Here is a 16,327-nt window from a genome sequence, read left to right on the forward strand (position 1 = left end):
GGAATTGACCATGACTTCCACGTGGACACGCAAACTTGCCGGCCTTGCGGCCGGTGTCGCCTTCGGCGCGCTCGCGACCTCGCAGGCCTTTGCCGAGGACATCAAGATCGGCATGGTGGTGACGCTCTCCGGCCCGCCGGCGGCGCTCGGCCAGCAGCTCGTCGACGGCTTCCAGCTCGCGCTGGAGCAGAACGGCGGCCAGCTCGGCGGACAATCGGTCGACCTTATCGTCGAGGACGACGAACTGAAGCCGGACGTGGCTCTGCTCAAGGCCAAGGCACTGATCGAGCGCGATAATGTCGACTTCGTCGTCGGCACCGTGTTTTCCAACATGCTGCAGGCGATCTTCAAGCCGGTCGTGCAGTCGGAAACATTCCTCATCAGCCCCAACGCCGGTCCTTCGACCTTCGCCGGACGCAACTGCAATCCCTATTTCTTCGTCACGTCCTACCAGAACAACCAGCCGGCCGAAGTCAGCGGCATGATCGCCAGCGAGGAAGGCTTCGAGAACGTCTTCACCATGGTGCCGAACTACCAGGCGGGCCGCGACAACATCGAGGGCTTCAAGAAGACCTTCAAGGGCAACGTGACGGACGAGGTGTTCACACCGCTCGGCCACCAGGACTTTTCGGCGGAGCTTGCGCGCATCGCCACCTCCGGCTCGGACGCGATCTTCACCTTCATGCCGGGCGGCATGGGCGTGCGCCTGGTGAAGCAGTTCGACGCCGCGGGCCTTTCGGAGAAGATGAAGTTCCTCTCGGTCTTCACCACAGACGAGACGACACTGCCGGGCCAGCAGGACGCCGCCCTCGGCTTCCTCTCCGCCGGCTCCTGGGCGCCGGACATGAAGAACGAGACCAACGAGGCCTTCGTTGCCGCGTTCGAGGAAAGATACGGCTATGTGCCCGGCTCCTACGCCGCGCAGTCCTATGACGCGGCCCATCTCATCGCCAGCGCACTGCAGAAGACCGACGGCAAGCTCGACGACAAGGACGCCGTGCGCAAGGCTCTGGAAGAGGCCGACTTCCCGTCCGTTCGCGGCAAGTTCTCCTTCTCCAACAACCACTATCCGATCCAGGACTTCCACATGCTGAAGGTCGTGAAGCGCGACGACGGCAAGTATGCGACGTCCTTCGTGCGGACCGTGGTCGAGGACTACGAGGACGGCTTCCACGGCGAGTGCCGGATGTAAGGGACGATCCTGTCCCCGCCCGTGCCATACGCGGGCGGGGACACAGCTTTCTTCAGCGCAATCCGCCATGCCGATCATGACGAGCCTCCTTTCCGCGGCCGCGAAACACGGGAGAGAGGATCCGTTCGCCGGGTAAAGCTCTTGATCGGATACCTGTTTCGTCCCATCAAGATCCTGTTCGATGGAATGAGGAGAACGGGCTCGTGAGCGTTTGCGTGATGCTGGACGTGGACGGTGTCGTCGTCACCGGGCACCCGCACGACGGGCGCTCCTGGGCCGCCGACATCGAGCAGGACCTCGGCATCACGCCGCAGGACCTGCAGCAGCACTTCTTCATTCCCCACTGGAAGGCGGTCGTCGTGGGTGAGAAGCGGCTCGACACGGTGCTGGAGGACTGCCTGCCGCGACTGGCGCCCGACCTGACGCCGCAGGACTTCATGGCCTACTGGTTCGCGCGCGACGCAAGGCTCGAGGAGGATGTCCTCGCCGACTGCGACCTGCTGCGGGCACGCGGGGTGAAGGTGTTCCTCGCGACCAACCAGGAGCATTTTCGCGCGCGCCATCTCATGGAGATGCTCGGCCTGAGTTCACGCGTGGACGGCATCGTCTATTCGGCCCAGGTGGGAGCGAAGAAGCCGCAACGCGCCTTCTTCGACGCGGCCCTGTCGCTCGCCGGATCGATGCCGGAAACGACGTTCCTCGTCGATGACACCAGGGCCAACGTGGATGCGGCGCGCGCGGTCGGATGGGCCGCCTGCCACTGGACGGGCGGGCAGCGACTGCTGGAGCTTCTCGAGACCGCCAGGGCCGGCTAGAACGCGCCCTTTCGCTCCGGAACGGTGCGGGCCTCAGAACTCTCCGGAAAGTGCCAGCGCCACCGATCCGACGAGCATCAGCGCGAAGACGACATTCACGGTCCGTCCGATCACCGGGTTGGTGAGAAGCCTTGCGAACAGGGCGCCGAAGGCAAGCCACGTGGTGTTGACGACCACGATGACGAGAAACAGCGCGGCGAGCTTGGCCATCGTGTCGGCAGCAAGGTTGTCGGCGATCAGCCGGTGCCCCGCGTAGACCGCGCCGATGGCCGCATAGGCCTTCGGGTTGGCAACGGCGAGTGCCAGGGCGGGGATGAAGGAGGGAGCCTTGTCCCCGTCCGTCGCGATACGCCCGACTGGAGCAGTGGCGATCTTCCAGGCCAGATAGAGGATGTAGGCCGCGGCAAGCACCGTCAGCGCGACGAGCAGCACCGGCTGGGCAAGGATCAGCGCCGTGACGCCCGTGGCTATCAGCACCAGCACCAGCGCCGTTCCGATGATGATCCCGGCAAGATAGGCAAGGCTCGCGCGAAAGCCGAAGGCGGTGCCGAGCCCCGCGAGGCTCAGCGTCGCGGGGCCCGGGCTTCCCATCAGCGGAAAGGCGGCCAGCCAGAGCAGCACGAGCTCCCGCGTCATGTCCTTGCAACTCCTGTCGGGCCGGTGGAACCGCCGGGCCGGGGCGCGGCGCATTCGCGAACGAGAAGGTGGGCAATGGCCGACAAGGCGCCCATCGCAATGGCGAGATACCAGATCTGATCGTAGCTGCCGGTCCGGTCGAAGGCCAGACCGCCGAGCCACACGCCCGCGAAGCTGCCGAGTTGGTGGCTGAGGAACACGAAGCCGAACAGCGTGCCCATGGCGCGCGGACCGAACATCACCAGCACCAGCGCGCTGGTGAGCGGCACGGTGGAGAGCCACAGGACGCCCATCACGGCACCGAAGACCAGGACCGAGGCCGGCGTTATCGGCAAGGAAATGAAGACCAGGATCGCGACCGCGCGCAGGGCGTAGATCGCGGCAAGCACATAGGGCTTCGAGAACCGCATCCCGAGCCGCGAGGCCGCGATGGTGCCGAAGATATTGGCAAGCCCGGCAACCGCCAGCGCCTGAAGACCGAGACCACGCAGTTCTGCCGCGCTCGCGGTGGAAATGCAGTTCATCTGCACGAAGGTCGGCAGATGCGCGGTGATGAAGGCAAGGTGAAAGCCGCATACGAAGAAGCCGGCCGCGAGCAGCAGGTAGCTGCCATGCCCGAAGGCGGCGCGGATCGTGAGGCCGAGGCCCGGTTCCATCTCCGCCGCCTGGACGCCGGGCGCGGCCGGTGCGGCCTCGCGTGCCCTGAGCAGCGGAATGGCAAAGACCATGGGCACCAGCGCGAGCGACACGATCGCCAGCGTCATGCGCCAGTCCATGAAGGTGATGAGCCAGGATACCAGAAGCGGCAGGACGACCTGCCCGCTGGAGCCGATGGCGGAGGCGATGCCCAGGTAGTGGCTGCGTTTCTCGACCGGCGCGGAGCGACCGACAACCGCGAGCACGGTGCCGAAGGCCGTGCCCGAGATGCCCATCCCGACAAGCACGCCGGCGCCGATTCCCTGCGAGGCGGCGGAGGAGCCGGTGACACAGATGGCCATGCCGGCGGCATAGCACCCCAGACCGATCCACATCGCCTTGCGGTCACCGAAACGGTCGGCGATCATTCCAAACCCGGGCTGGGCGAGACCCCACACGAGGTTCTGGATCGCGATCGCCAGCGAGAAGATCTCGATGCGGCCACCGAAAAGCTCCGCCGACAGCGGCTCTATGACCCCGCCGAAGACGGCGCGAACGCCGAAGGAAATGGCGAGCACGAGCCCGCCCGCAATCACGATGACGCGCATGTCGCGCTCGCGCTGACGCGCGTCCGGCGCGTGTATGTGTCCGCCCATGTCCGGCCTCTCCCTTTAAGGACGCTGCCCCGAGGCCGGAGGAGCCGGCGACGGAAGCTGTTTGACCGGGATGCTAGATCCGCCCTACACTTTGGAAAAACGAATACTTGTGAAATAACTCTTCAAGGATTGTGAAGTGAAGCACTCCTTCGACATTGATGTCCTGCGCATGGTGGCGGCCGGGATCGACCTAGGCAGCTTCGCGCGGGCCGCCCATCATCTGGGCCGTTCGCAATCGGCCGCGAGCATGCAGCTCAAGCGGTTGGAGGAGCAGACGGGCACCCGCCTCTTCGTGCGGAAGGGGCGCACACTGGTGCCGACCGAGGCGGGAGAGACGCTTGCCGCCTATGCCCGGCGGATCATCGCGCTCAACGACGCGGCCGCGCTCGCTCTCGGCGCTTCGGTAACGCCGGCGACGGTGCGTCTCGGCCTGCCGCAGGACTTCTTCGAGGACGTCATGCCGGCAACGCTGTCCGCCTTCGACGCCATGCAGCCCGGGGTGCATGTGGAGGTGCGTGCCGGTCCGAACCACATTCTCGGTGACGAGATCCGCGCCGGACGCCTTGACGGTGCCATCGTGTTCACCCCCGCTGGGAGCGGATCGAACGAGGGCGAACTCCTGTGCGAGTTGCCCATGCGCTGGCTGGCCGGACGCGCGCGCAACCCGGACCATGGAACCGACGGGGAACGGGTGCCGCTCGTCATGTTCGACCACCCCTGCCTGTTTCGGCAGGCGGCCCTTGCGGAGCTCGAACGGGCCGGGCTGCGCTGGCGGGCGGCGGTGACGACCCCGAGCCTGCCCGGCATATGGGGCGCCCTGCGGTCCGGCCTCGGCGTGGCCGTGCGCACCACCCACGCGATGCCCGACGATGTCGCGCCCGTGCCGGAAACGGACTCCCTGCCCCGCCTTCCCATGATCGAGGTCCGGCTTCTGCGCGCGACCGACCCCGGCGAGACGGCCGAGCGGCTTTGCGACGTGCTCAGGGCGGAGACGCTGCGGCTCGTGGCCCCGGCCACCCTTGGAGAGCCGGCATGAGCGCGATCCCGCAGCAACGGCCCGTGGTCGCAGTGCTTGCAGTTTGCCCGCGTGCGGACGAGGTGCTTCTGGTGCGCCGTGCAAATCCGCCCGACGTCGGTCGCTGGGGATTTCCCGGCGGCAAGATCGAGAACGGTGAACCGCTCCTTGCCGCCGCCGAACGCGAGTTGCGCGAGGAAACGGGGATAGAGGCACGGGCACGGGAGGTGTTCACCGCGGTCGATGCCTTCGACATCGACGAGGCCGGAGCCCTGCGCCGGCACTTCGTGCTGGTCGCGGTGCTGTGCGAGGAGGCCTCCGGCGTTCCGCTTGCCGGCGACGACGCACTGGAGGCGGCGTGGTTTCCGCTTGCCCGCATTGAGGAAGCGGGGCTTGCGCTCAGCCTCGATGTGGCGAAGGTGGCGCGGATGGCGGCCGACCTTGCGCGGCAAAGCCGGCCCGCCCCGCCGTAAGGCGGGACGGACCGGATCCGTTCCAGGCCTGAGGAGTCAGACGGCAGCCGCCTCGACGCACCGCGCCTTGCGCCCCTGGCGGAAGGCAAGCGCCAGCGCCAATCCGGCAAGCGCCATTCCGACCCCGGCAAGCGAGACAGCCGGATAGCCCAGCCCCGCGTCGATGACCGCACCACCCAGTGCCGCGCCGATCGCATTGCCCAGGTTGAACGCGCCAATGTTCATCGCCGAGGCCAGATTGGGCGCTTCGGAGGCTTCAAGAACCACGCGGGTCTGGAGCGGCGGCACGAGTGCGAAACTCGCGATGCCCCACAGGAAGATCAGCGGCGCGGCGGCAACGGCCGATCCCATCAGCGCCGCGAAGAGCGCCAGCAGCATCACCACGGCCACCAGGGAGCCGATCAGCGTTCCGTCGAGGGACCGGTCCGCGAAGCGCCCGCCGACCCAGTTTCCGACAGCAAGCCCCAGCCCGTAGATGACCAGCATGGCGGTCACGAACAAAGGGCTCGCGCCCGTCTCGACCTGAAGGATCGGGGCGATGTAGGTGAACACCGTGAACATGGCGCTTGCGCCGACGACCGTGAGAAGCAGCGCGGCGAGCACGGGGCCGCGAAACAGCACCCGAAGCTCGGAACGCATGTCGGCGCGCCCTTCCACCTTCAGCGGCGGCAGCGAGGCCAGAAGCGCCAGCATGGTCACGATGCCGATCACCGAAATGCCGAGGAAAGCGGTTCGCCAGCCGACCGTCTCGGCCACCCATGCAGCAAGCGGAACGCCGCCCACGGTCGCAAGGGTCAGGCCGGAGAACATGGCGGCAACCGCCCCGGCCCGTTTCTCGGGCGGAACGATGCTGGCCGCCACCACGGCGCCGACGCCGAAGAACGCGCCATGGTTGAACGAGGTGATGATGCGCCCGACGAGGAGCATCGTGTAACCGTCGGCAAAGGCGGAAACGAGATTGCCCAGGGTGAAGATGCCCATGGACAACAGCAGCAGGCGGCGGCGCGCCATGCTGGCGAAGACGAGCGTCATGATCGGTGCACCGACCAGAACGCCGAAGGCGTAGGCGCTGACGAGCAGGCCCGCGACGGGAATGGAGACGTCGAGATCGGCGGCAATCACCGGAAGCATTCCCATGGGCGAGAACTCGGTGACGCCGATGCCGAAGGCTCCGATCGCCAGAGCGATCAGCGGGGGATTGAGACGCATGAGCGAAATACCTTCGAAACGGGCAAGGGGAAACCGTCCGGCGCACGGGTTCGCGCGGCTGAACGGAACTGGATGTGGAAGGTCCTGTTCCGGGGGATCACGAACACAAGCACCGACGGGGAGGCGTGCGGCGCACCAGAATCGTGATTGGACCTTGTTGACCGCCTATATGCTATGGACTGGTCGCAGCCGGTAGCCGGTTTCCCGGTCAATCAGCTTTGCGCCCAATTCAAAGGTGGACAGAACGCGGGAGGCACGGCCCATGGTCCAGATCAAGGCCGACAGGACCACGGAGATGGCGACATTCCTGGCCGTCATCTGCGCGGGAAGCCTTTCGGCGGCGGCGCGGGAACTCGATCTGACGCCCTCCGCCGTCAGCCGGATCGTCACCCGGATCGAGGAGCGCCTCGGCGTGCGGCTGGTGTTGCGCACCACCCGCAGCCTGCGCCTCACGGCGGAAGGAGAGTCCTATGCGCGAGTGGCGCGCCGGGTGCTCGCGGATCTCGATGAAATGGAAAGCACGATCGCGGATCGCGGCAGTCCGCGTGGACAGATCCGCGTCAGCGCCGCAACGGCGCACGCGCGCCTCGTGATCACGCCGCTTCTGGCGGGCTTCGTGGCGCGGTATCCCGATATCACGGTCGAACTGGAGGCCAGCGACGAGGTGGCCGATGTCCTGGAGGGCAGCACGGACGTGGGCATTCGCTTCGGCCCGCTTGGCGACAGTCCGCTGACGGCGCGCCGGCTGGGGGAAACAGGACGCACGGTCGTGGCCTCCCCCGCCTATCTGGAGCAGGCTGGCATACCACGGACGCCGGCCGATCTCGCCCGGCACAATTGCCTCGACTTTTCGTTCCGCCGCATCGAACCCGGCTGGCCGTTTCGCGAGGACGGGCGCGACTATCTCCTGCCCGTCAGCGGAAACATTCGCGCCAACAACGGCGAAACGCTCGTCCAGCTCGCGATGGAGGGCGTCGGCATCACGCGGGTCGGCAACTTCCATATCGGGGACGCGCTCGCGAGCGGCGCGCTCGTGCCGCTGCTCGAGGACTACAATCCGCGCGACCGCGAGAGCATCAACGCGGTGTTTCTGGGTGGAGCGTCCATGCCCGCCAGGGTGCGTGTGTTCGTCGATTATCTGGTCGAGGCGCTCGCCCGGGACCGGAACGGCGCGGCTACATCCGCTCCTTGATACCGGCCCGGATCAGCCACCAGTTCATCGGCCAGGCGGTGACAAAGCCCGCCAGCATGGCGATCTGCATCATGAACCAGAACTCCACCGAAGGCATTCGAAGCTCCGTGCCGACGACACGCGGGAACAGCCAGAAGTGGGCGAACCCCATGAAGCCGTACATGCCAACCTGCCATGCGGTCAGCGACAGGGCGTCGGCCTTGAGCGCGGCGGCGAGCCCCTTGAGCGGCGTCAGGCCGCGCATCGGCTTGATGGTGAAATACTGGAACGCGATGCCGAACCCGAAGGCGAGCACGAAATCCAGAACCCAGATGGCGAAAATCTTTTCCGCGAAAACGCTCTGCCAGCCGAACCAGAGCGCCACGACGGGAAAGAAAAAGGCGAGCCATTCGGCGATCATGTCGCCAAGCGCGCAGCCGCTGCCGCAGTGGGCACAGGCCTTGGAGACGGCTACCGGCGTTGAGCTTTTCGGGTGGGAGTGATGCCCCTCCCCGCTGCTCTCATGCGAGGCCATGCGACTTTTCGCGGCGTCCTTGCCGTGGGAAAAGTAGAACATGAGCGCCAGCGGCCCGGCGAAAAGAGCCGTCAATGGCCACACCGCGTTCATGATCGCCATGTGCTGGGGATCGCGCCATTCGTCCGCGACGATCAAAAGCGCGCTGGCCAGTCCGGAGAGAATGGCGAGGATCGAAAGCGCATGCAGCCAGAGCGGTGTCATGAAAGCCCCCTTGCCGATACCGGTCTCTTTCGTCAACGCCGGAGGGCACACGCGGGTTCCAGCTCCCCGCGCACGGAAAAATCACCGCAGCCTGTCACGAACCGGATGCCTGCCTCGTCACACAGGCGAACCCCTTTCATGACGGAGACAGGAATGACCCCTCGCATTGACTACTACAAGGCCGCCCCGAAGGTTCGCGACGCAATGATGGCCGTGGAACTCGCCTCGCGCGAGACGAGCGTTCCGCTCACAGTGCGCGAACTGGTGAAGGTGCGCGTGTCGCAGATCAACGGATGCGGCTACTGCCTGCACATGCACACGCAGGAAGCGCGCGCAGCCGGCGTGAGCCAGGAGCAACTGGACGTGGTCGGCGCCTGGCGCGAAAGCCCGGCCTTCGACGATCGCGAGCGCGCCGCGCTGGGCTGGGCGGAGGCGCTGACCCGCGTCGCCGATGGTGAGCCCGAAGATGCGGACTACGCGCCGCTGGCGGCCGCCTTCGACGAACGCGAGCAGGCCGAACTCACGCTCGTCATCACCACGATCAATGCGTGGAACCGTTTCGCGGTCGGCTTCCGCATGGTCCACCCCGCCCGGAGCTAGAGTGTGAACACAACCGCGCATCTGGCGATCTTCGAGACCGAGCGCCGCCGGCTCACGGGACTTGCCTACCGGATGACCGGCTCGCTCGCCGATGCAGAGGACATCCTCCAGCGCGCCTGGATGCGCTTCGCGGATCAGGACCCCGGCCGGCTCGAGTCTCCCTCGAACTGGCTGGGAGCCGTGGTGACCAGACTTTGCCTCGACGACCTGAAATCGGCCCGTCGCAGGCGCGAGACCTATGTGGGCGCCTGGTTGCCCGAGCCCCTGGTGGAAGACTGGCAACCGGACGCGGACCGGTCGGTGATCCAGGGGGAAGAGGTTTCGATCGCCCTGGTGCTGGCGCTCGACACGCTTGGCCCGGAAATGCGCGCCGCCTTCATCCTGCGCGATGCCTTCGACTTCACCTTCGAGGAAATCGGCGAGGTGGTGGGTCGCAGTCCGGCGACCTGCCGCCAGCTCGTCTCGCGTGCCAGGCGCAGGCTTGCCGGTGCGGAACCGCCCGAGAGCCTGCCGGAAACGGGAAGCGCACGGTCCGGCGAGGTGATGCCGATCCTCTCGGCATTCTGGCGGGCCAGCCGCGACGGCGATCTTCAGGGGCTTCTGGACCTGTTCAGCGAGGACATCGAGTTTCATTCGGACGGCGGCGGCATGGTGCCGGCGGCGCTCAATGTCCTGAAAGGCCCATGGCGAACGGCCCGCTTCCTCACGGGGCTTGCGCGAAAATTCCCGCATGAGGTGGTCGAGATGCCGCGCCTGCGGCGGATCAATGGCGCGCCGGGCTGGGTCATGCGCGACGGAAACGGCGTCCTGCAGACCACGGCCTTCGAAATCCGCAACGGCAGGATCGCCGCGATCTGGGTGATGCGAAACCCGGAAAAACTGCGCCACGTGGAGGACACCTGACGACTGCCCCCAAACGCGAACCGGCCGGACCACAGAGGCCCGGCCGGTCATCGGTCAAGGATTGATCGTCGCGCGGATCAGGCCTCGAGGTCGAAGCGGTCCGCGTGCATGACCTTGTCCCAGGCCTCCACGAAGTCCGCCACGAACTTCCCGCCCGCGTCATCCTCGGCATAGACCTCCGCGTAGGAGCGCAGGACCGAGTTGGAGCCAAAGACCAGATCCACACGGCTCGCAGTCCACTTCACCGTGTCCGTCTTGCGGTCGCGGATCTCGTAGACGCCGTTTCCGGCCGGCTTCCACGTATAGGCCATGTCGGTCAGGTTCACGAAGAAGTCGTTCGTGAGCTGCCCTTCGCGCTCGGTGAGAACACCGTGCTTCGTGCCGCCATGGTTGGTGCCCAGCACGCGCATTCCGCCGATCAGAACGGTCATCTCGGGCGCCGTGAGGCCCATGAGCTGGGTCCGGTCGAGAAGCAGTTCCTCGGGGCTGACCGTGTAGTCCTTCTTCAGCCAGTTGCGGTAGCCGTCATGGATCGGCTCCAGCACGTCGAAGGAGTCCGCGTCGGTCATCTCGTCGGTCGAGTCGCCACGCCCCGGCACGAACGGTACCTCGATGTCATGACCGGCGGCCCTGGCCGCCATCTCGACACCGACATTGCCCGCCAGAACGATCACATCCGCGACGCTGGCCCCGAATTCCTCGGCGATGGGCTCGAGAACGCCGAGAACCTTCGCGAGGCGGGCAGGCTCGTTGCCTTCCCAGTCCTTCTGCGGGGCAAGGCGAATGCGGGCACCATTGGCGCCGCCGCGCATGTCCGAGCCACGGAAGGTGCGCGCGCTGTCCCACGCGGTGGAAACGAGTTCCGCCACCGACAGACCGCTCTCCGCGATCTTCCGCTTCACCGCACCCGCGTCATAGTTGATCGGTCCCTGCGGGATCGGATCCTGCCAGATCAGATCCTCTTCCGGCACTTCCGGACCGATGTAGCGAACCTTCGGCCCCATGTCGCGGTGGGTCAGCTTGAACCAGGCGCGGGCAAAGGTGTCCTTGAAGTACTCCGGATCGGCCATGAACTTCTCGCAGATGGCCCGGTAGGTCGGATCCATCTTCATGGCCATGTCGGCATCGGTCATCATCGGCATGCGGCGCACCGAGGGATCGGACGCGTCAAGCGGCATGTCCTCTTCCTTGATGCCGATCGGCTGCCACTGCTTGGCGCCGGCCGGGCTCGTGGTGAGCTCCCACTCGTAGCCGAACAGCAGGTCGAAATAGCCCATATCGAAGACGGTCGGGTTGGTCGTCCAGGCACCCTCGAGACCCGAGGTCACGGCGTTCGCGGCCTTGCCCTTCTGGTTCGGATTGGCCCAGCCGAGCCCTTGCCCCTCGGGACCGGCGGCTTCCGGCTCGGCGCCGAGCGCCCCGGCGTCGCCGTTGCCATGGCACTTGCCGACGGTGTGGCCGCCAGCGGTCAGCGCCGCGGTCTCCTCGTCATTCATGGCCATGCGGGCGAAGGTCTCACGCACCTGGCCGGCGGTCCTGACCGGATCCGGCTGGCCGTTGACGCCCTCCGGGTTCACATAGATCAGACCCATCTGCACCGCAGCGAGCGGATTTTCCATGGTCGAGGGATCATCGACGCTTTCGTAGCGGTTGTCGGAAGGCGCGAGCCACTCCTTCTCGGAGCCCCAGTAGACGTCCTTCTCCGGGTGCCAGATGTCGCGGCGGCCGAAGGCGAAGCCGAACGTCTTCAGGCCCATGGATTCATAGGCGACGTTGCCCGCGAGAATGATGAGGTCGGCCCAGGAGATCTTCTTGCCGTACTTCTTCTTGATCGGCCACAGAAGGCGGCGGGCCTTGTCGAGGCTTACGTTGTCCGGCCAGGAGTTCAGCGGCGCGAAGCGCTGGTTGCCGGTGCCGCCACCGCCGCGACCATCGGCCAGACGGTAGGAGCCAGCCGCGTGCCAGGCCATGCGGATCATGAGGCCGCCGTAGTGTCCCCAATCGGCCGGCCACCATTCCTGGCTGTCCGTCATGAGGTCCTTCAGGTCCTGCTTCAGGGCCGCGACATCGAGGGAGCGGACCTCCTCGCGATAGTCGAAACCATCGCCCATCGGATCGGTCTTGGTGTCATGCTGATGCAGGATGTCGAGATTGAGGGCGTTGGGCCACCAATCCATGACCGTCGTCCCAAGGGCGGTCATGCCCCCATGCATCACCGGGCACTTGCCCGTGCTCACGCTGTTTCCATCCATCTCGCTCTCCCATCCTGGCTTTTGCCGCAAGGCCGGCGGCCTTGCGGTTTTCGCGGGGTATTGCGAGGCGCAACATTCGTCCGGCCACTCGGGCCGGCACGTCCGTGCCTCGTCCGGTTACGAGAGGTATCAAAGGTATCCGATAATTTGAATTTCGATCATCGGATATATCGATAAGCTTGTCTTATCCCTCTCCCGACACGACGGATGCGCGCCACACATCCCATGTGGCGCGGCGCCAGCGCCGAAGCAACACGGGACATGCACTGTAGATGGAGAGTTTTTCGTCCCGATGAAGGGGCGCGCCGTCAAACGCCCCTGCGTCAGGCCGACGCGGGGATGGCGACGCGGCGACCGGCTGCCTGCCCGGCGAGACGGCCGAGCGCAACGGCCGTGAGCAGGCCGTTGCCGGACAGGTACCCAGAGGCATCCTTGCCCGACACGCCGCAGGCAGCGCCGCCCGTCGCATAGAGGTTCGGCAGCACCGCGCCATCCCGGGTGAGGACACGCGCCGCATCATCGACCACGAGGCCGCCCTGCGTGTGGAACAGGGCTCCGGTGACGCGGACCGCGTGATAGGGGGCGGCGAGATCGGCGACGCCCGAGAAGTCACGGCCGAACCCGTCCCGCGCGCCTTCAGCCTTGAGACGCGAGACCTCGGCAAAGGTCTTCGCAAGCATCCCGGAGGGAACGTTCATGCGCTCCGCGAGTGCCTCGGGCGTGTCCGCCGTCAGGATGATGCCCATGGCCTCGGCCCGGCGGAAGTCCTCGAACTGGCGCACGATACCGGCGATGCGTTCATCGAAGACCGTGTAGGCAAGCCCTTCCGGCTGCCGCAGCACCTCGGCCGCCTGCTCGGAATAGCCCTTGGCCTCGTTCGAGAAGCGTTCGCCGTTCAGGTTCACCTGAAAGCCGCCCTCCGTGACGGTTGCCCAGGAAATCAGGATGCCCGCCGGATGGGCGACGGAGCCGTGACCCTGGTGCCCGCCGAGATGACGGCTGGCCGCGCCGAGCGCCTCGCCCCACAGGATGGCATCGCCCTGGTTCCCCTCATGCCCGAAATAGAGCGCGTCCGACAGCGAAGGCACGTGTTCGGCGACGAGAGCCTTGTTGCCGCCGTAGCCGTTGCAGGCGAGAATCAGTTCGCCGCATCCCACCTCGTCCGTGGACCCGTCCGGGCGGACAAGGCCGAAACCCAGCACACGACCCGTCGCGTCGGCCCACAGATCCGTAACATGGGCATCGCAGAGGATTTCGATGCCGGCGGCTTCCGCCGCCTGCCGCAGGGCATCGATGAGTTCCTCGCCGGAGCGCTGCGGAAGACCGTGCATCCGCCGCGCGGAATGCCCCGGATAGGTGAAATCGTCGATCACGGAAAACGCGAGCCCGTGATTGTCCGCGAGCCACTCGACGGCCGGGCCGATCTCGCGCGTGACAAGCGCCACCTGGTCGCCGTCCGGCTCGTCATGGGCCTTGGCGAGAATGTCACGGGCAAAAAGTCCGGGACTGTCCTCGATGCCGGCTGCCTTCTGAAAGCGCGTACCGGGTGCGGGAATGAGGCCGGCGGAGAGCGCGGTCGACCCGCGCGGAACGGAGTCACGCTCGATCACGAGGACATCCGCGCCCGTCTCACGTGCCGCAAGAGCGGCCACAAGCCCGGCGGCACCTGCTCCGACGATCACCACGGGAACCTCGAACTCGAACGTCTTTTCCTCGACGCGATGGACCTCGGCCATGCTGCTCCTCACCCCTTACAGACAGATATCGGACCTTTTCGCCGGACAATAATCTGTCTTACATTTAAAACAAGATTTGATTCCGGGCACCGGGCGTGCCTTGATGGAATTGCCAAGCCGGGGAAGGAGCGAGAATGGCCGGACACGCGAGCAGGACCGGGAAAGCGACGGGCGCGCGGACGCTCTTCGACAAGGTTTTCGACGCCCATGTGGTCACCGAGGACGGCAACGGACAGTCGCTTCTGTGGATCGACCGGCACCTGCTCCACGAGGGATCGCACCACGCCTTCAACAAGCTGAAGGAGCGGGACGCGCGCGTTCGCCGGCCGGACCTGACCTTCGGCATCGAGGATCACTACGTCCCCACCCGCACCCACGACCTGACGCAGGTCGACCCGGCCATCCGCGAGATGATCGAGCGGCTGCGGGGCAACGCCAGCCACCACAAGCTGAAACTGTTCGGCCTCGACGATCCCGCGCAGGGCATCGTTCACGTGGTCGGCCCGGAACAGGGGCTGACGCTTCCGGGCCTGACCATCGTGTGCGGTGACAGTCACACCGCGACGCATGGCGCGTTCGGCGCGATCGCCTTCGGCATCGGTGCCTCGGAGGTCGCCCACGTCCTGATGACCCAGACCCTGTGGCAGCGGAAGCCCAGGCGGATGCGGGTCTCGGTCGAGGGAGCGCTCGCACCCGGCGTAAGCGCCAAGGACATCGCGCTCTCGATCATCGCCACCATCGGCGCCGACGGCGCGGCCGGCCATGCCATCGAGTACGCGGGCAGCGCCGTGACCGGCCTGTCCATGGAAGGCCGCCTGACACTGTGCAACCTGTCCATCGAGGCAGGCGGGCGGTGCGGCATGATCGCACCCGACCAGACGACGCTGGACTATGTGCAGGGGCGCCGTTTCGCCCCGAAGGGCGCGCTTTTCGATCAGGCCGCGCAGGAGTGGCTGGCGCTGGCAAGCGACAGCGACGCGGCCTTCGACCGCGAGGTGACGCTTTCCGGCTCCGAGATCGCGCCGATCGTGACCTGGGGCATCAGCCCCGAGGATGCCGCGCCGATCACCGAGGCCGTTCCCGACCCGACACGCATGAGCGACCCAGCCCGCGCCGCGCATGTGCGCGAAGCCATCGATTACATGGGCCTGCGCGCGGGGCAAAAGCTCACCGACATAGCCGTCGACCGGGTGTTCATCGGCTCCTGCACCAACAGCCGGATCGAGGACCTGCGCGCGGCGGCGGCCGTGCTGGCAGGCCGCAGGGCGAAGGTGCCGGGCCTCGTCTCACCCGGCTCCGCCCCTGTGAAACGGCAGGCGGAGGAGGAAGGCCTGGACCGGATCTTCATCGACGCCGGGCTCGAATGGGTCGACGCGGGCTGTTCCATGTGCGTGGGCATGAACGGCGACCTGGTGCCGCCCGGCGAACGGTGCGCCTCCACCACCAACCGCAATTTCAGGGGGCGCCAGGGACCCGGGAGCCGCACGCACCTGATGTCCCCGGCGATGGCCGCCGCCGCCGCCGTCACCGGACATCTGGCCGACATGCGGCCGATGCTGCAGGGGCGCGACGTGCCCGCGCCGGCCAAGTGAGGAGACACAGATGCAGCCCTTCACCCGCCTCACCGCCCTCGCCTGCCCGCTGCCGCTGTCGAGCGTCGACACCGACCAGCTCATCCCGGCACGCTTCATGAAACGCTCGCGTTCGGAAGGCTACGGAGACTTCCTTCTCCACGACATGCGGTTCGATTCCGACGGCACGGAGCTTGCCGACTGCCCGCTCAACGCCCCTGAGCGCAAGGGGGCGCGGATCCTCGTCGCACGGCGCAACTTCGGCAGCGGATCCTCGCGTGAAGCTGCGGTCTACGCGCTCGTCGACTACGGCATCGCCTGCGTGATCGCCCCCTCCTTCGGCGATATCTTCGCCTCCAACTCGGTCAACAACGGATTGCTGCCGGCCATCGTCTCCGAAAGCGATTGCGAGACGCTTCTCGCCACGCTCGAGGCCGGAACGCTGGAGCTCTCGGTCGATCTCGACGCCTGCATTATCCGCGCCGGCGAGACCGCGATTCCCTTCGAGGTGGATGCGGTGTGGCGCACCAAACTGCTCAACGGCTGGGACGACATCGACCTCACGCTGAGCCATCAGGCGGAGATCGACGCGTTCCAGACACGCGATGCCGAGGCCCGGCCCTGGCTGGTGCCGGATTCCGGTCCGGGCGTTTGAAAAATCCAGATTCCCATCATTGACAAAGCACGCAATCTGTTCTCTCAATAAGACAGCTAATGTCTTAT

Annotated in this window: 15 protein-coding genes; 9 read left to right on the forward strand and 6 right to left on the reverse strand. The window is 66.4% G+C overall.

The genetic code is table 11. The annotated features are described in order from the left end of the window. Positions 1 to 10 precede the first annotated feature (10 nt). Entirely contained in the window at positions 11 to 1,192 is a 1,182-nt protein-coding gene (locus ACYX4S_RS08965; protein ID WP_476362646.1) for an ABC transporter substrate-binding protein, read from the forward strand. 203 nt (positions 1,193 to 1,395) lie between these two features. Continuing rightward, positions 1,396 to 2,007 carry an HAD family hydrolase gene (locus tag ACYX4S_RS08970; RefSeq protein ID WP_476362647.1) on the forward strand — a complete coding sequence of 204 codons (612 nt, stop codon included), beginning with the start codon at positions 1,396 to 1,398 and terminating at the stop codon, positions 2,005 to 2,007. Positions 2,008 to 2,040: 33 nt separating this feature from the next. Here the strand turns inward: ACYX4S_RS08970 and ACYX4S_RS08975 are convergent, their stop codons facing one another. Further along, on the reverse strand, positions 2,041 to 2,643 hold the full coding sequence (locus ACYX4S_RS08975; RefSeq protein ID WP_293723422.1) for a LysE family translocator: 603 nt from the start codon (positions 2,641 to 2,643) through the stop codon (positions 2,041 to 2,043). Then, a complete protein-coding gene (locus ACYX4S_RS08980; protein WP_476362648.1) occupies positions 2,640 to 3,935 on the reverse strand; it encodes an MFS transporter in 1,296 nt (431 codons plus the stop codon). Before ACYX4S_RS08980 ends, ACYX4S_RS08975 begins: the two co-directional genes overlap by 4 nt. A 136-nt stretch (positions 3,936 to 4,071) precedes the next feature. On the opposite strand from ACYX4S_RS08980, the gene ACYX4S_RS08985 reads away from it, so the two are divergent. Both ACYX4S_RS08985 and ACYX4S_RS08990 read left to right on the forward strand, forming a co-directional pair. Further along, entirely contained in the window at positions 4,072 to 4,971 is a 900-nt protein-coding gene (locus ACYX4S_RS08985; protein WP_476362649.1) for a LysR substrate-binding domain-containing protein, read from the forward strand. Next, complete coding sequence (locus ACYX4S_RS08990; protein ID WP_476362650.1) at positions 4,968 to 5,423, forward strand: NUDIX hydrolase; 456 nt, start codon at positions 4,968 to 4,970, stop codon at positions 5,421 to 5,423. The genes ACYX4S_RS08985 and ACYX4S_RS08990 overlap by 4 nt, the downstream gene beginning before the upstream one ends. A gap of 36 nt (positions 5,424 to 5,459) precedes the next feature. Here the strand turns inward: ACYX4S_RS08990 and ACYX4S_RS08995 are convergent, their stop codons facing one another. Then, entirely contained in the window at positions 5,460 to 6,632 is a 1,173-nt protein-coding gene (locus ACYX4S_RS08995; RefSeq protein ID WP_476362651.1) for an MFS transporter, read from the reverse strand. A gap of 262 nt (positions 6,633 to 6,894) precedes the next feature. On the opposite strand from ACYX4S_RS08995, the gene ACYX4S_RS09000 reads away from it, so the two are divergent. Beyond that, positions 6,895 to 7,824, forward strand: coding sequence for a LysR family transcriptional regulator (locus tag ACYX4S_RS09000; protein WP_476362652.1), 930 nt, complete (start codon positions 6,895 to 6,897; stop codon positions 7,822 to 7,824). On the opposite strand, the gene ACYX4S_RS09005 is transcribed toward ACYX4S_RS09000, so the two are convergent. Then, entirely contained in the window at positions 7,808 to 8,542 is a 735-nt protein-coding gene (locus ACYX4S_RS09005; RefSeq protein WP_476362653.1) for a DUF4396 domain-containing protein, read from the reverse strand. The two genes, ACYX4S_RS09000 and ACYX4S_RS09005, sit on opposite strands and share 17 nt — an antisense overlap. A gap of 153 nt (positions 8,543 to 8,695) precedes the next feature. Here ACYX4S_RS09005 and ACYX4S_RS09010 point away from each other — a divergent pair, with 153 nt between their 5' ends. Beyond that, entirely contained in the window at positions 8,696 to 9,142 is a 447-nt protein-coding gene (locus ACYX4S_RS09010; RefSeq protein WP_476362654.1) for a carboxymuconolactone decarboxylase family protein, read from the forward strand. 3 nt (positions 9,143 to 9,145) lie between these two features. Next, the gene (gene sigJ / locus ACYX4S_RS09015) at positions 9,146 to 10,045 is read left to right on the forward strand and encodes an RNA polymerase sigma factor SigJ (RefSeq protein ID WP_476362655.1); all 900 of its coding nucleotides are present in this window, start codon (positions 9,146 to 9,148) and stop codon (positions 10,043 to 10,045) included. Between the two features lie 77 nt (positions 10,046 to 10,122). Here the strand turns inward: sigJ and katG are convergent, their stop codons facing one another. Then, complete coding sequence (gene katG / locus ACYX4S_RS09020) at positions 10,123 to 12,297, reverse strand: catalase/peroxidase HPI (RefSeq protein ID WP_476362656.1); 2,175 nt, start codon at positions 12,295 to 12,297, stop codon at positions 10,123 to 10,125. A 323-nt stretch (positions 12,298 to 12,620) separates the two neighbouring features. Beyond that, complete coding sequence (locus tag ACYX4S_RS09025; RefSeq protein WP_476362657.1) at positions 12,621 to 14,033, reverse strand: FAD-dependent oxidoreductase; 1,413 nt, start codon at positions 14,031 to 14,033, stop codon at positions 12,621 to 12,623. 134 nt (positions 14,034 to 14,167) lie between these two features. Here ACYX4S_RS09025 and leuC point away from each other — a divergent pair, with 134 nt between their 5' ends. Both leuC and leuD read left to right on the forward strand, forming a co-directional pair. After that, on the forward strand, positions 14,168 to 15,625 hold the full coding sequence (leuC, locus tag ACYX4S_RS09030) for a 3-isopropylmalate dehydratase large subunit (RefSeq protein WP_476362658.1): 1,458 nt from the start codon (positions 14,168 to 14,170) through the stop codon (positions 15,623 to 15,625). A 10-nt stretch (positions 15,626 to 15,635) separates the two neighbouring features. Then, a complete protein-coding gene (leuD, locus tag ACYX4S_RS09035) occupies positions 15,636 to 16,259 on the forward strand; it encodes a 3-isopropylmalate dehydratase small subunit (RefSeq protein ID WP_476362659.1) in 624 nt (207 codons plus the stop codon). The last annotated feature ends 68 nt before the right edge of the window (positions 16,260 to 16,327 follow it).

This window comes from Stappia sp. ABD4_338 (genome assembly GCF_056312175.1).

Bases quoted from the DNA above. Each gene is read 5' to 3' on its own strand.
- ACYX4S_RS08965 (WP_476362646.1), top strand. From the start codon at position 11: ATGACTTCCACGTGGACACGCAAACTTGCCGGCCTTGCGGCCGGTGTC.
- ACYX4S_RS08975 (WP_293723422.1), bottom strand. From the start codon at position 2,643: ATGACGCGGGAGCTCGTGCTGCTCTGGCTGGCCGCCTTTCCGCTGATG.
- ACYX4S_RS08980 (WP_476362648.1), bottom strand. From the start codon at position 3,935: ATGGGCGGACACATACACGCGCCGGACGCGCGTCAGCGCGAGCGCGAC.
- ACYX4S_RS08990 (WP_476362650.1), top strand. From the start codon at position 4,968: ATGAGCGCGATCCCGCAGCAACGGCCCGTGGTCGCAGTGCTTGCAGTT.
- ACYX4S_RS08995 (WP_476362651.1), bottom strand. From the start codon at position 6,632: ATGCGTCTCAATCCCCCGCTGATCGCTCTGGCGATCGGAGCCTTCGGC.
- ACYX4S_RS09000 (WP_476362652.1), top strand. From the start codon at position 6,895: ATGGTCCAGATCAAGGCCGACAGGACCACGGAGATGGCGACATTCCTG.
- ACYX4S_RS09005 (WP_476362653.1), bottom strand. From the start codon at position 8,542: ATGACACCGCTCTGGCTGCATGCGCTTTCGATCCTCGCCATTCTCTCC.
- ACYX4S_RS09010 (WP_476362654.1), top strand. From the start codon at position 8,696: ATGACCCCTCGCATTGACTACTACAAGGCCGCCCCGAAGGTTCGCGAC.
- katG (WP_476362656.1), bottom strand. From the start codon at position 12,297: ATGGATGGAAACAGCGTGAGCACGGGCAAGTGCCCGGTGATGCATGGG.
- ACYX4S_RS09025 (WP_476362657.1), bottom strand. From the start codon at position 14,033: ATGGCCGAGGTCCATCGCGTCGAGGAAAAGACGTTCGAGTTCGAGGTT.
- leuC (WP_476362658.1), top strand. From the start codon at position 14,168: ATGGCCGGACACGCGAGCAGGACCGGGAAAGCGACGGGCGCGCGGACG.
- leuD (WP_476362659.1), top strand. From the start codon at position 15,636: ATGCAGCCCTTCACCCGCCTCACCGCCCTCGCCTGCCCGCTGCCGCTG.